Consider the following 13,971-nt stretch of genomic DNA (forward strand, 5'->3'; position numbering starts at 1 on the left):
CGGGTCTGGCGGCGTTTACTGGAAAACTCACTGTCGGCAAAAGTCAGTTGCTGGCTCATCCGGTTACTCATTCTGGGTTCAGGTTACAACACGATGATCTCACATCTCGGACTTATTCGCACCTTCCCTAAATGGAGGGCAATCGCCTGACCAATACCGCTGCTGGCACCGGTAATGACAACAACCTTGTTTGCACTATTATTCATGATCTTATCTCGCTATTGAGTGATGCAAAAAATAAAAGGCAGAGAAGCATTAATGAATAATGACAAATTCATTAATGCGGTTTTTGATATATTGTGTATCGGGAATAAAATGATGTTCTTTTAAAACTTAATGGAGTACGCAAGAGTCTGTCAATGTCGTTTTTTAATAATTACATTAATTACAGGCTTAATATTTAATTCTTATAGGTAACCGAGAAAAGTATATAAATGAAATGGGGGCACGATAGCGGCCCTGCGAACAGGGCCTGAGAATTACAATTTGCCACTGTAAAGCACCGGGCCTGTGGGGAGCCCAGTGGGCGATCCGCCCGCTGGTTCGAGGCTTATGGCTATCGTGGCGTCAGCAGGGAGCGTTGCGTTCCTGAGGGTGACGCGTGTCGGTATGTCGTTATGCAGCAGCCCCATGGAGACCGGCGCCTGCCCGCCTGGGATCAGCCAAAGCTGGAGGCTGTGTTGCGCCGCGACGGCCGTCGGCCGAAGAGGGGCAATGCTCAAGTGCTGGCGGCTGGCATCCGCGCTGACGACCCATTCCCCGTGCTGTTGGGCATCGTTGAGGACCATCAGCGGAACGAGTTCCGGTGTACGGGTGGCATACCAGGCAACGACCGTCAGGGCGGCGAGGGAGGCCGCAGCCATCCAGCCGACATAAGGACGACTTTTGCGTAAAGGCTTTTTGGGCGGCAGATCGAGGGCGATTCTTTTCCACACCGTCTCGGGTGGAGGGACGGGCACAAGATGACTATCCAGCGTGCTGAACATTTTCTGCCAGTACGCCAGGCGGGCGGCCAGAGCGGGTTCACGGAGGACCCTTTTCTGGAACTGAAGCCGCGCCCCTCCGCGCAGGGTGCCGAGGGCATATTCCGCAGCCAGCATGTCGTCGCGTTTTTCTGCGTCATTCATAGCCCCACGCACTCCCGAAGATGATCCATTGCCCGACGTATCCAGCTTTTCACCGAGCCTACAGGCTGCTGGAGCCAGTCGGCAATGTCGCTGTGAGACATTCCCTGATAGTAGGCGAGCGTAATGCTCTGGCGCTGCTCGCTGCTCAAATGTTCGAGACAATGCCTGAGCCGCTCTGCCTGCGCATCGTCGTGCCAGTTATTCTGCTCATCGCTTTCGCTCAGCAGAATATCTTCCGAATACGCCTCTTCACGGGCTGCAGCCCGGGTTTGCCCGCTGCGCAGCCAGTCAATACAGCGGTTGCGCACAATGTGCGTAAGCCAGGTCATCGGGGAGCTCAGTGCAGCGTTGTAGGTTTCGGCTTTACTCCAGACGGTGATAAAACAGTCGTGAAGGATCTCTTCTGCCCAGGCGCGGTCGCGCAGCATGCGCAGCGCAACGGCAAACAGGTGAGGCGATGTGAGTCGGTAAAGCTGTTCAAATGCGCGGCGATCGCCGTTTGCGACCGCCTGCATTAATTTCAACTGCTGTTCAGCCAGCGCGTTATCCATGTTTTTTCCGGAAGGCAACGTCACACTTCCGAAGTATAGACAACTACTTAGGCATCAGGACGGTATCAATCACATCGATCACGCCATTTTTCTGATGGACGTCATAGGTGCTGATGTTCGCCACGTTACCTTTACCGTCCTTAAGCTGAATATTGTGCGGGCCGTTACTCATGATCCACAGCGGTTGACCGTTAACGGTCTTCAGCTCCGCGTGGCCGCCGCCCTGTTTAATTTTCTGCTCCAGCGCTTTCATATCGTAATTACCGGCGACCACGTGATAGGTCAGAATGCTGGTGAGCGTGGCTTTGTTTTCGGGTTTGACCAGGTTCTCGACCGTGCCGGCAGGCAATTTCGCAAACGCCGCATTGGTTGGGGCAAACACGGTGAAGGGCCCTTTGCTCTGGAGCGTATCCACCAGCCCGGCCGCTTTGACGGCGGCCACCAGCGTAGTGTGATCTTTCGAGTTCACGGCGTTTTCAACAATATTTTTGCTCGGGAACATCGCCGCTCCGCCCACCATCACGGTGTCTGACGTCATGGCTGCTGATGCGCCTGCACAGAAGAGTATCGCGCTGGATACGAATGCAACACTGAGTAGCTTTTTCATCATTTATCCTCGGATTAAGGAGCAAAGGCGTTGCTCACATACTCATATACGAGGGGCGGGGGGAAACTGGATGCAGGGAAATGAAAATAAATTTGTGGCGGGGAAGTGAATTCCCTCTCCCCGGTGGGGAGAGGGCAAATGACTTAGCGTCTCACCGGTGCCCCGTTCGCCACATAATACGCCGCCGTGCTCTTCGCCAGCGGCTCGCGACCGCGAATGGCATCGGCAATCTTCTCGCCAATCATAATGGTGGTGGCGTTCAGGTTGCCGGTGATGATCTGCGGCATAATCGACGCATCCACCACGCGCAGCCCTTCCAGCCCGTGAACGCGGCCTTCGCCGTCGACCACCGCCATCTCGTCGTAACCCATCTTGCAGGTGCCGCACGGGTGGAACGCCGTTTCCGCGTGGTTGCGCACGAATTCGTCCAGCTGCTCGTCGGTCTGGCAGTCAATACCCGGACTGATTTCACGGCCGCGGTACTTGTCCAGCGCGGGCTGGTGCATGATCTCGCGGGTGATGCGGATCGCGTCGCGAAACTCCTGCCAGTCCTGCTCGTGGGACATATAGTTGAACAGGATCGCCGGATGCTGGTGCGGATCGCGCGACTGGATGCGCACGTGTCCACGGCTCGGCGAGCGCATGGAGCCGACGTGGCACTGGAAGCCATGTTCTTTCACCGCGTTCGAGCCGTTGTAGTTAATCGCCACCGGCAGGAAGTGGTACTGAATGTTTGGCCACTCAAACTCCTCGCGGCTGCGGATAAACCCGCCCGCTTCGAAGTGGTTGCTCGCACCTATGCCGGTGCCGCCAAACAGCCACTCCGCGCCAATCTTCGGCTGGTTCCACCACTGCAGGGCAGGGTAGAGGGAGACCGGCTCTTTACATTCGTACTGGAGGTACATCTCCAGGTGATCCTGCAGGTTTTCCCCCACGCCGGGCAGATCGTGCACCAGCGGGATATCAAACTGCTTCAGCAGGTCAGCGTTGCCCACGCCGGAGCGCTGGAGGATCTGCGGGGAGGCAATCGCCCCGGCGCTCAGCAGCACTTCTTTTTTTGCCGTCGCTTTGGAGGGGATGGTGCTTTCACCCTCCAGCCACTCGACGCCCACCGCGCGCTTGCCCTCAAAGAGGATGCGATCGGTCATGGCGTGGGTGCGGATGGTCAGGTTCGGACGCGGTTTCGCCTGATCCAGATAGCCGCGCGCGGTGCTGGCGCGTCGGCCCTGCGGCGTGACCGTGCGGTCCATCGGGCCGAAGCCCTCCTGCTGATAGCCGTTGAGATCGTCGGTGCGCGGATAGCCCGCCTGCACGCCCGCCTCCACCATCGCCTCAAACAGCGGGTTCACGCCCGGTTTCGAGGTGGTAACGCTCACCGGACCGTCGCCGCCGTGGTAGTCGTTCGGCCCCACGTCGCGCGTCTCTGCCTTGCGGTAATAGGGCAGGCAGTTGAGGTAGCTCCAGTGCTCCAGGCCCGGCTCTTTCGCCCAGTGGTCGAGGTCCATCGCGTTACCGCGGATGTAGCACATGCCGTTGATCAATGACGAGCCGCCCAGCCCTTTGCCGCGTCCGCACTCCATGCGGCGCTTGTTCATGAAGGGTTCTGGCTCGGTTTCGTACGCCCAGTTGTAGCGCTTGCCCTGCAGCGGGAACGCCAGCGCGGCGGGCATCTGGGTGCGGAAGTCAAATCGGTAATCCGGTCCGCCTGCTTCAAGCAGCAGGACGGTGGTGTTCGGATCTTCAGTCAGTCGTGTAGCCAGCACGTTGCCGGCAGAGCCGGCCCCGATAATGATGTAGTCAAATTGCAAATAAACCTCCCGGTTAAAATATGGACTGGAATTTACCCATCTCAACCTGGATGGACTTCACCTGGGTGTAGCTCTGCAGCGTCATCACGCCGTTCTCGCGGCCAATGCCGGAGTGCTTGTAGCCGCCGACCGGCATCTCTGCGGCGGATTCACCCCAGGTGTTGATCCAGCAGATGCCCGCTTCGAGCTGATGAATGGCGCCGTGGGCGCGGTTCAGGTCGGTCGTGACGATGCCTGCCGCCAGCCCGTAGTCGGTGTCGTTGGCGCGGCGAATCGCTTCCTCAATGGACTCATAGGTGAGGATGGACATCACCGGGCCGAAGATCTCTTCGCGCACGATGGTCATCTCGTCTGTGCAGTCGGTGAACACGGTTGGGGCCACCCACGCGCCGTTATCGAAGCCTTCGCCCTTCAGCACGTCGCCGCCGCACAGCACGCGCGCGCCTTCCTCTTTGCCTTTGGCGATGTAGCGCATCACGCTGTCGCGGTGCGGGAAGCTGACCATCGGGCCAAAGTTGGTAGCTCCATCGAACAGATCGCCCGCGCGGATGCGGCCCACGCGTTCAGTGATTTTCTGCTCAAACGCGGCTTTGAACTTAGCCGGAACAAACACGCGGGTGCCGTTGGTGCACACCTGGCCGGAGCTGAAGAAGTTGGCCATCATGGCGATGTCTGCCGCGAGATCCAGATCCGCATCGTCAAAAATAATCAGCGGCGATTTGCCGCCCAGCTCCATCGTCACCTCTTTCAGGGAGGAGGCCGCGGCGTTCGCCATCACCTTTTTGCCGCTGGCGACGCCGCCGGTAAAGGAGACTTTGGCGATGCCCGGATGCTCGGTCAGGTACTGGCCGGTCTCCGCACCCACGCCCGGCAGGACGTTAAACACGCCATCCGGCAGACCCGCTTCGGTATAGATTTCGGCAAGCTTCAGGGCGGTAAGCGGCGTCACTTCGCTCGGCTTGAAGATCATTGCGTTGCCCGCCGCCAGCGCCGGGGCCGATTTCCACAGGGCGATCTGGATCGGGTAGTTCCATGCGCCGATGCCCGCCACCACGCCCAGCGGCTCGCGGCGGGTATAGACGAATGAGGTCTCGCGCAGCGGGATCTGGCTGCCTTCCAGCGCCGGGATCAGCCCCGCGTAGTACTCCAGCACGTCCGCACCGGTGACGATATCCACGGTTGAGGTTTCGGAATACGCTTTACCGGTGTCGAGGGTTTCCAGCTTTGCCAGATCGTCGTTGCGCTCGCGCAGGATGTCGACGGCGCGACGCAGAACGCGGGAGCGCTCCATGGCGGTCATCGCCGCCCAGACTTTTTGCCCGCGCGTTGCGCTTTCAACGGCGCGATCGACGTCTTCGCGCCCGGCGGCCTGAACGGTCGCCAGGACTTCACCGTTGGCCGGGTTGATGGTCTCGAAGGTGCGACCGCTGGTGGTCGATGTATAACCACCATTGATATAAAGCTGCTGTTCTGCCATTCGGGACATAAATTCTCCTCGGTTAGTCGGTCGGTAAATGCTGGCTGATAAAGTGGCTGGTGAGCGACTGCGCCAGGGTCTTATCCAGCGGCTTGCCGCTCAGCGCGGCGCGCAGCCACAGCCCGTCGATCAGCGCCGCCAGCCCGTAGCCCGCCTCCTGGGCCTGCTCGCGCGGAAGCTCGCGGCGGAACTCGTACACCAGGTTCGACAGCAGGCGGCGGCTGCTCACCTGCTGCAGGCGGTAGAGCATGGGCTGATGCATGCTGCTTGCCCAGAAGGCCAGCCAGGCCTTCATCGCCGCGCTGCTCACCTGGGTCTCATCAAAGTTACCGCCGACAATCGCCTGCAGCCGCTGCTCCGCGCTGCCGTTCGGCAGGGCGTGCAGGCGGCTTAATACCGCATCGCGCAGCTGGCCGGTGATGTCGCGCATGGTCGCTTCCAGCAGACCATTTTTGTCTTTGAAATAGTGACTGATGATCCCCGTGGAAACGCCTGCCCGACGGGCGATCTGCGCGATCGTCGCGTCATGCATTCCCACTTCATTTATTGCTTCCAGCGTGGCGTCGATAAGCTGCCTGCGCCGGATCGGCTGCATCCCCACTTTGGGCATTATTGCCACTCCATTCATCAGCGTTGGTTAACCATTAAAGCGGTTTTTGATTGGACGTTCAATATAAAATGTGTCTTAATTGTTGCGGATTTGGATTTTAATAGTTACAAAAACAGTGAGGATACTGGATGACAGACCTTTCACAGGACAGAGAAAAAGACAAAATCAACCCGGTCGTTTTTTATACGTCCGCCGGGCTGATTTTGTTGTTTTCCCTGACAACGATCTTCTTTCGCGATTTTTCTGCCGAGTGGATTGGGCGCACCCTGAACTGGGTATCGAAGACCTTCGGCTGGTACTACCTGCTGGCGGCGACGCTCTACATCGTCTTTGTGGTCTGCATTGCCTGCTCGCGCTTCGGCTCCGTGAAGCTCGGGCCAGAGCAGTCCAAGCCCGAATTCAGCCTGCTGAGCTGGGCCGCGATGCTGTTTGCCGCGGGCATCGGCATTGACCTGATGTTCTTCTCCGTGGCGGAACCGGTCACGCAGTATATGCAGCCGCCGGAAGGGGCAGGGCAGACGATGGAGGCTGCGCGCCAGGCGATGGTCTGGACGCTGTTCCACTACGGCCTGACCGGCTGGTCAATGTACGCCCTGATGGGCATGGCGCTGGGATACTTTAGCTATCGTTATAATTTGCCCCTCACCATTCGCTCCGCGCTGTACCCGATTTTCGGTAAAAAGGTTAACGGCCCGATTGGCCACAGCGTCGATATCGCGGCGGTGATCGGCACCATCTTCGGTATTGCGACCACGCTCGGGATTGGCGTGGTGCAGCTCAACTACGGACTGAGCGTGCTGTTTGATATTCCGGATTCGATGGCGGCGAAAGCGGCGCTGATTGCGCTCTCCGTCATTATTGCCACCATTTCGGTGACGTCGGGCGTCGATAAAGGCATCCGCGTGCTCTCCGAACTGAACGTGGCGCTGGCGCTGGGCCTCATCCTGTTCGTGCTGTTTATGGGCGACACCTCGTTCCTGCTCAATGCCTTGGTGCTGAACGTGGGCGACTACGTAAACCGCTTTATGGGCATGACGCTGAACAGCTTCGCCTTTGACCGTCCGGTGGAGTGGATGAACAGCTGGACCCTGTTCTTCTGGGCGTGGTGGGTCGCATGGTCGCCGTTTGTCGGCCTGTTCCTGGCGCGTATTTCGCGCGGGCGCACCATCCGCCAGTTTGTGATGGGCACGCTGATTATCCCGTTCACCTTTACCCTGCTGTGGCTGTCGGTGTTCGGCAACAGCGCGCTGCATGAGATTATCCACGGCAACGCGACCTTTGCACAGGAAGCGATGGCGCACCCGGAGCGCGGCTTCTACAGCCTGCTGGCGCGGTACCCGGCGTTCACCTTTAGCGCCTCCGTGGCGACCATTACCGGCCTGCTGTTCTACGTCACCTCGGCGGATTCCGGCGCGCTGGTGCTGGGCAACTTCACTTCGAAGCTCAAGGACATCAACAGCGATGCGCCGAACTGGCTGCGCATCTTCTGGTCCGTCGCCATTGGCCTGCTGACGCTCGGCATGCTGATGACCAACGGCATCTCGGCGCTACAGAACACCACGGTGATCATGGGGCTGCCGTTCAGCTTTGTGATCTTCTTCGTGATGGCCGGGCTGTATAAATCGCTCAAGGTGGAAGACTACCGCCGCGTCAGCGCCAGCCGCGACACCGCGCCGCGGCCAATGGGCGCTCAGGACAGGCTGAGCTGGAAGAAACGCCTGTCGCGCCTGATGAACTACCCGGGCACGCGCTACACCAAACAGATGATGGAGACGGTCTGCTTCCCGGCAATGGAAGAGGTGGCGCAGGAGCTGAAGCTGCGTGGCGCCTACGTGGAGCTGAAAAACCTGCCGCCGGAGGAGGGTGAAACCCTGGGGCACCTGGATCTGCTGGTGCACATGGGCGACGAGCAGAACTTTGTCTACCAGATCTGGCCGCAGCAGTACTCGGTCCCCGGCTTTACCTACCGGGCGCGCAGCGGGAAATCGACCTACTACCGGCTGGAGACCTTCCTGCTTGAAGGAAGCCAGGGGAATGATTTGATGGACTACAGCAAGGAGCAGGTGATTACGGATATTCTGGACCAGTATGAACGGCACCTGAACTTTATCCATCTGCACAGGGAAGCGCCGGGGAATAGCGTGATGTTCCCGGATACGTAAGTTACTTTTTACAAACGCGCAATATAAGGCAAGTGTCTATCGGCACTTGCCTTTTTTATCTCTTGAGTTTGCTGGCAGAACTCATCACGGGAAGGGAAGAAGGAATGTGCCGGAATAATGTTAATTTTCATCAAAAAAAATTGATCTGAGTGTGATTTCTCATGATGTAATTGATTTTTAATAGTTTTTTTTATTATTCACACGAGAGGCTGTTAGAGTTTTGTAAAGAAAATTCATGTTTTGTATTGGGCGTTTTACTAAAACTCAAAGTTTTGTCATGAATAATCTTAAATTAACCCTATTAAGAAAAGGTTTAATTCCTTTTCTTTACTCTACTAACTTATTGATTTGACTTATTGATTATTTATTGTTTGGTTTTTTGTTCTGTTTTGTTAATTATAATGGATGAATATGCTTGTGTAATAATTTCGTTAAAAATTAGTGTTGGCTTTATACATTTTTTTATCAAAAGGGTTTTTATACTTAATAATGTTAAGTTAGTGGTTGAATATTTCTAATAGAGTCGAAGTTGTGATTTTTTATCTTGATAAATCTGTCTCATTGTCACATTTTCTTCATTCAAATACCATCTTCTACAAATCAGGCGAACACTGATTACCCAGTGCGGAGGAGGAGATGTCAAAGAAATGAGAACGATAAGCCCCTAAGGAGTGGTTGTGCCTTTTGTCTCTGACGAACTTCTGTATGGATACACCATTTTCCAGCATCTGGAATACAGGCCAACAACGCGCACGCTAATTAATATCAAAAATGGCCGAATCAAAAGATTTGGTACAACGAAAGCCAGATTGTTTGAGTATTTATTGTCAGGAATGGATGAAGGAATTGTCTACGATAATGACATCATCGTACATGTTTTTGAAGATCATGGGTTGCGGTGCTCCAGATCTTATCTACTGTCCATGATTAAAAAAATTCAAAATGCGTTTAATACCGTCGGCTTTGAGCGGTATCCCTTTGCAAGGGTTGATGGAAAAGCTTATGTAATCGATAGGTCTTGCTTAGAGCGCATATATGTTGTCAAAACTTCATCTTAATCATGTTATGTGAATTAAAAAAAGGAATGAACGTTGACGACGCTACTGGTGTTCACTCGGAATTTTGCAATGAGGCAGGCCATTCAGGGCTTATCCTCAGCGGACAAAGCGGTATTCTTTTTTGATAACCGCCTTGAGTTTATCGTCTGTGCAACGATCCTGGATAAGCCTTGCATTTTGATTGATGCAATTGATGAAACAACAGATAACATAAGGTGGTTGTATTCTCGGCTCGCGGCCAGAGGATTATCGCGACGAACCTATTTTATTTCACCAGAAGAAAACACAGGCAATAGCTATTTAAAACTCTTCTGGCTGGTTACGACGATCAAAGAGTTGAAGGCGCTTTGCGATCGCGCAGCGAAACTCCCCGCAACGGAAAAACCCTGGGAAGTAGCCGATGTTATTTACGACAGGTTATCGGTAAAGTTATCGCCAGAACATCTGGACTTTCTGATGACGCTATACGATGCGTCGACCGGGAAATATCGTTGCAATGACCGCGATGACATTAATAAAAACTACTATTTAAGAAAGCGACTTGCATTAGGAAGCAGTTCAGAGATGAAACAGCTCATCGTTATTTTATCCACTCAGGCTTATCACCATCCTTGTCTAAAATCAGCCTGACTGGGCAATAAATAATACATTAACTGGTTTAGCGGACTTATTCCGCTGTTCCTGCATTGACATGACGTCAATGCAGATAATGTTCAATCCTAAGGATAAAGCTATGCAAACTAAAGTTACCCGTGTAATTCGTAATGTACTGACGGCCGCTGCCGTGAGTGGAATCACCTTTGCCGCTCAGGCGGCCGATGGAAAAATTAATTTCACCGGCACAATCCTTGATTCGGCCTGTACGATTGAATCCAGTACGGCGAATCAGACCGTTAACCTTGGGAAAATCCCTAAAAGCTCGTTCAGCGCGGCCGGATCTGTTGCTGCTGCAACCCGCTTCAGCATTATGTTGAACAATTGCCCCGCGGCCGTTACCTCTGCATCTATTAAGTTTGATGGTACTGCGGACAGCTCTGACACCAGTATTCTTGCGCTGAACAGCGATCAAACGGCGAAAGGTGTAGGCGTTGCGTTTTATGAAGAGGATGGCATTACCGCGATCCCTCTGGCAACCCAGTCGAAGAGCATCACCCTTGACACCAGCGCAGGCGAAGATGCCGCAAACAGCAATAAGATGACCTTCGTGGCCAAATATAAGGCAACGCAGGCTGCCGTGGTGGCGGGTACGGCAAACGCGACGTCAGATTTTACCATTACCTATCAGTAATATCCCGGGCGTACCTAAGGTGCGCCCCGTTGTCTCTTGCTGAAATATTGGGAACGTATGATGAGTCAACTTATTCGAACGATTGCGTTATCAGGCGTTTGCCTGCTCTCTCTACCGGTTCAGGCCAGCATAACCGTCGGGGGGACACGCTTAATTTATAATGGAAATGAAAGCGAAGCCTCACTCCCGGTGAGTAACAGTCGGGATGCCGTTCCCTATTTAATTCAGTCATGGGTTGAGTTAGGTGAAAACTCGAAGGAGAAGGTTTCTTTTATCGTTACGCCGCCCCTGTTCCGCCTAGACGGAGGCCATGAAAATACGCTGCGGATCATTTATACCGGTGAAAAAACACTGCCTGATAATCGCGAATCTGTTTTTTGGCTAAACGTTAAGTCTATTCCCTCAATGACCCGGTCAGATGAAAATCGGCTGCTTATTGCCGTTAAGACGCGTATGAAAATTTTCTATCGCCCTGCGGCGCTGGCGTCTGAAAAATCCGGTGAAGCATGGACGAAATTAAAGTTTGAGACGCGCGGTGAACACCTGGTGATTAATAACCCAACGCCGTTCTACGTTTCTCTTTATTCATTAACGATTGGCAATAAAACGATTGCGCAGCCGCCGATGATTTCACCCTTTAGTTCCGCAACGGTGGCCGGCAGTGGAACGCAGGTGGCCTGGAAAGCCATAAATGATTTTGGTGGCGTAACGACAGAAAAGCGCCAGATGCTGAAATAAAAAATATTAACAATACGCTATGTCACTCGCGCAGGTAAGCAAAGTGAATACTGTTCCTTTTTCTCGATATGGTTTTTTCTCTGGCTCGTGGCCTAACCGCGTAAGTCGACTCTCGACGATAGCGCTTTTTATTTCGGGCGTTTTTCCCGCAGCTGCGGGCGAACTCTATTTTATGGCCGATGCGCTTGAAAAAACACACTCGACTTCTCAGGGCATCGATCTGGGCCGCTTCGAGCGGGGAGAACAGTTACCCGGCACCTACAGGGTGGAAATATGGCTTAATGAAAATTATATCCGAACGGAAAATATCTCTTTTGTATCTGTTAACGGCGTCGGGCTGGCGCCGGAGCTTAACCGGAGCGTGCTGGAATCACTTGGTGTCAGGGTCAAGGCATTTCCTGAATTATCCATGCTGCCTGCCGAGGCAATAATTACCGATCCCGGCGCATTTATACCGGATGCCTCCACCCGGCTGGATTTTGACAGGCAGAGACTGGATATCTCTATCCCTCAATCGGCGCTTAACGCGCGGGCACGCGGCACCGTTGATCCGTCGCGCTGGAACCAGGGCATTTCTGCACTGCTGGTAAATTACAGCATCAACGGCTCGCGCAGCTGGAGCCGGGACGGTGAGGCGCAGGATCAGCTTTACACCAATCTGCAAAGCGGTATTAATGCGGGACCGTGGCGCCTGCGTAACTACAGCACCGTGACGAAGAACAACGGAAAGCAGTCGTTTTCGTCGTTGAATACGACCCTGAGCCGCGACGTCCAGTTTTTGAGAGGGCAGTTTCAGGTGGGGGAAACCAGCACCCCCGGCGACGTGTTTGACAGCGTGATGTTTCGCGGCGCCCAAATTTTTTCCGATGACACCATGTTGCCGGAAAGCATGCGCGGCTTCGCCCCCATCATTCGGGGGATCGCCCGCACCAACGCCACGGTTACCGTGAAGCAAAACGGCTACACGGTTTATCAAACCTACGTGGCGCCTGGCAGCTTTATCATTCGCGATCTTTATCCTACGTCAGCGAGCGGCGATCTGGATATTGTCGTCACCGAAGCTGACGGCAGCGTCCAGCATTTCGTGCAACCTTTCTCCGCGGTTCCCGTCATGCTGCGGGAAGGCCGCGTGAAGTATGCGCTGAGCACAGGCGAGTTTCGAACGACGAAGCATGGGGCACATACGCCCACATTTGGCCTGGGCACGTTGGCTTATGGCCTCTCCAATAATCTCACGCTGTACGGTGGCGTCCTGGGGGCAAGTAACTATGCGTCCGGCGTGCTTGGTTCCGGCCTCAGCTTTGGCGATATAGGCTCACTATCGGCGGACGTTACCCTTGCCGAAAGCCAGCTCGTTGAGGAGAAAAATCGCCGCAGCCGGGGACAGTCCTATCGGGTGCAGTATTCAAAAACGGTGGCCACGACCGATACCACCGTGACGCTCGCAAGCTATCGCTACTCCACGGAAGGCTTTTATACCTTCCAGGAGGTGAATGAATTCAGCAGCCAGCGCTACAACAAGCGAAGCCGACTGCAACTCAACCTCAGCCAGTCGCTGCAAAGCTGGGGAAATTTTTATATTTCGGCATACCAGCAGGACTACTGGGGCAGACAGGGCTATGAGCGCAACGTCAGCACCGGCTTTAACACCAGTATTCGCGATATCAATTACTCGCTCGGCTACACCTACAGCGAAACGCCGGGCAAAGACCGTAGGGACCAGATTGTAGCCTTTCACTTACAGGTGCCGCTGAGCAAATGGCTGCCGCAAAGCTGGGCCAGCTATAGCGTGAATATGCAAAAGAACGGTCCTGAGACGCACCTGGTGGGTCTGAGCGGCACCGCACTCTCTGATAATAACCTGAGCTACCTTGTCCAGCAGGGCTATACGTCGTCTGGCGGAGAATCGAGAAGTTCCTTAAACGGAACCTATAAAGGCGGCTACGGTACCGTAAGCGCAGGCTACAACTACAGCCGACAGAACAGTCAGCTGAACTTCGGTCTGCAGGGGGGGGTTGTCGGCCACGAGCATGGCGTGACGTTCTCTCAGCCGCTGGGGGATACCATTGTGCTGCTAGAAGCGCAGGGCGCATCAGGCGTGAGCGTGCGCAATAACCCTGGCGTTAAAACGGACTGGCGCGGATATGCGGTAGTGCCCTATGCCAGCGCTTATCAGGAAAACCGGATTGCGATAGACATCGGTTCGCTGGGGCCGGACGTGGATGTGGACGAATCCGTAGTCAACGTCGTACCTACGCGCGGTGCCGTGGTGCGCGCGACGTTCAAAGCGAGAACAGGGTTCCGTGCTCTGATAACGTTGCTGTATCAGAACTCGCCGGTGCCCTTTGGGGCCATGGTAAAGCTTAACGGAAGCGATGCGATGAGCATTGTTGGGAGCGACGGAGAGGTCTATATGAGCGGCCTGAACGACGGTGACAGCATAACGGTACAGTGGGGAGCGAAAACCTGTCGCGCCAAAATAAACTTGAACGCCTTACCGGGTAAAATTCAGCGTACCGCTGCGACGTGTCGTTAAATTTCTCAT

General features: G+C 54.6%; 13 protein-coding genes. 6 read left to right on the plus strand and 7 right to left on the minus strand.

Going from position 1 to position 13,971, the window contains the following annotated elements:
• Positions 1–83: 83 nt before the first annotated feature.
• The 7 genes from ACOTXT_RS18865 to betI all read right to left on the minus strand — a co-directional run bounded on the left by ACOTXT_RS18865 (position 84) and on the right by betI (position 6,180).
• A complete protein-coding gene (locus tag ACOTXT_RS18865) occupies positions 84–206 on the minus strand; it encodes a hypothetical protein (protein WP_421625412.1) in 123 nt (40 codons plus the stop codon).
• 273 nt (positions 207–479) lie between these two features.
• A complete protein-coding gene (locus tag ACOTXT_RS18870) occupies positions 480–1,127 on the minus strand; it encodes an anti-sigma factor (RefSeq protein ID WP_021242631.1) in 648 nt (215 codons plus the stop codon).
• Positions 1,124–1,678, minus strand: a complete 555-nt coding sequence (locus tag ACOTXT_RS18875) for an RNA polymerase sigma factor (RefSeq protein WP_021242630.1) — start codon at positions 1,676–1,678, stop codon at positions 1,124–1,126. Before ACOTXT_RS18875 ends, ACOTXT_RS18870 begins: the two co-directional genes overlap by 4 nt.
• Positions 1,679–1,721: 43 nt before the next feature.
• On the minus strand, positions 1,722–2,285 hold the full coding sequence (locus ACOTXT_RS18880) for a fasciclin domain-containing protein (RefSeq protein ID WP_023326865.1): 564 nt from the start codon (positions 2,283–2,285) through the stop codon (positions 1,722–1,724).
• A 143-nt stretch (positions 2,286–2,428) separates the two neighbouring features.
• On the minus strand, positions 2,429–4,093 hold the full coding sequence (betA, locus tag ACOTXT_RS18885; RefSeq protein WP_021242628.1) for a choline dehydrogenase: 1,665 nt from the start codon (positions 4,091–4,093) through the stop codon (positions 2,429–2,431).
• Between the two features lie 13 nt (positions 4,094–4,106).
• Positions 4,107–5,579, minus strand: a complete 1,473-nt coding sequence (gene betB, locus ACOTXT_RS18890) for a betaine-aldehyde dehydrogenase (RefSeq protein WP_063929719.1) — start codon at positions 5,577–5,579, stop codon at positions 4,107–4,109.
• Between the two features lie 13 nt (positions 5,580–5,592).
• The gene (gene betI / locus ACOTXT_RS18895) at positions 5,593–6,180 is read right to left on the minus strand and encodes a transcriptional regulator BetI (RefSeq protein ID WP_008500977.1); all 588 of its coding nucleotides are present in this window, start codon (positions 6,178–6,180) and stop codon (positions 5,593–5,595) included.
• Between the two features lie 128 nt (positions 6,181–6,308).
• On the opposite strand from betI, the gene betT reads away from it, so the two are divergent.
• From betT to ACOTXT_RS18925, 6 genes are all read left to right on the plus strand, one after another.
• Positions 6,309–8,342, plus strand: a complete 2,034-nt coding sequence (gene betT, locus ACOTXT_RS18900) for a choline BCCT transporter BetT (protein ID WP_333165826.1) — start codon at positions 6,309–6,311, stop codon at positions 8,340–8,342.
• A gap of 677 nt (positions 8,343–9,019) precedes the next feature.
• Positions 9,020–9,400 carry a hypothetical protein gene (locus ACOTXT_RS18905; protein ID WP_025912684.1) on the plus strand — a complete coding sequence of 127 codons (381 nt, stop codon included), beginning with the start codon at positions 9,020–9,022 and terminating at the stop codon, positions 9,398–9,400.
• A gap of 33 nt (positions 9,401–9,433) precedes the next feature.
• A complete protein-coding gene (locus ACOTXT_RS18910; protein WP_025912685.1) occupies positions 9,434–10,030 on the plus strand; it encodes a hypothetical protein in 597 nt (198 codons plus the stop codon).
• A 103-nt stretch (positions 10,031–10,133) separates the two neighbouring features.
• Positions 10,134–10,688 carry a fimbrial protein gene (locus tag ACOTXT_RS18915; RefSeq protein ID WP_025912686.1) on the plus strand — a complete coding sequence of 185 codons (555 nt, stop codon included), beginning with the start codon at positions 10,134–10,136 and terminating at the stop codon, positions 10,686–10,688.
• A gap of 57 nt (positions 10,689–10,745) precedes the next feature.
• Positions 10,746–11,426, plus strand: a complete 681-nt coding sequence (locus ACOTXT_RS18920; RefSeq protein WP_063929721.1) for a fimbrial biogenesis chaperone — start codon at positions 10,746–10,748, stop codon at positions 11,424–11,426.
• A 172-nt stretch (positions 11,427–11,598) separates the two neighbouring features.
• On the plus strand, positions 11,599–13,962 hold the full coding sequence (locus ACOTXT_RS18925; RefSeq protein ID WP_333165829.1) for a fimbria/pilus outer membrane usher protein: 2,364 nt from the start codon (positions 11,599–11,601) through the stop codon (positions 13,960–13,962).
• Positions 13,963–13,971: the final 9 nt, after the last annotated feature.

The organism is Enterobacter cloacae complex sp. IR5422, from assembly GCF_049238165.1.
Taxonomy (GTDB): domain Bacteria; phylum Pseudomonadota; class Gammaproteobacteria; order Enterobacterales; family Enterobacteriaceae; genus Enterobacter; species Enterobacter roggenkampii.

Bases quoted from the DNA above. Each gene is read 5' to 3' on its own strand.
- ACOTXT_RS18865 (WP_421625412.1), bottom strand. From the start codon at position 206: ATGAATAATAGTGCAAACAAGGTTGTTGTCATTACCGGTGCCAGCAGC.
- ACOTXT_RS18870 (WP_021242631.1), bottom strand. From the start codon at position 1,127: ATGAATGACGCAGAAAAACGCGACGACATGCTGGCTGCGGAATATGCC.
- ACOTXT_RS18875 (WP_021242630.1), bottom strand. From the start codon at position 1,678: ATGGATAACGCGCTGGCTGAACAGCAGTTGAAATTAATGCAGGCGGTC.
- ACOTXT_RS18880 (WP_023326865.1), bottom strand. From the start codon at position 2,285: ATGAAAAAGCTACTCAGTGTTGCATTCGTATCCAGCGCGATACTCTTC.
- betB (WP_063929719.1), bottom strand. From the start codon at position 5,579: ATGTCCCGAATGGCAGAACAGCAGCTTTATATCAATGGTGGTTATACA.
- betI (WP_008500977.1), bottom strand. From the start codon at position 6,180: ATGCCCAAAGTGGGGATGCAGCCGATCCGGCGCAGGCAGCTTATCGAC.
- betT (WP_333165826.1), top strand. From the start codon at position 6,309: ATGACAGACCTTTCACAGGACAGAGAAAAAGACAAAATCAACCCGGTC.
- ACOTXT_RS18915 (WP_025912686.1), top strand. From the start codon at position 10,134: ATGCAAACTAAAGTTACCCGTGTAATTCGTAATGTACTGACGGCCGCT.
- ACOTXT_RS18920 (WP_063929721.1), top strand. From the start codon at position 10,746: ATGATGAGTCAACTTATTCGAACGATTGCGTTATCAGGCGTTTGCCTG.
- ACOTXT_RS18925 (WP_333165829.1), top strand. From the start codon at position 11,599: ATGGCCGATGCGCTTGAAAAAACACACTCGACTTCTCAGGGCATCGAT.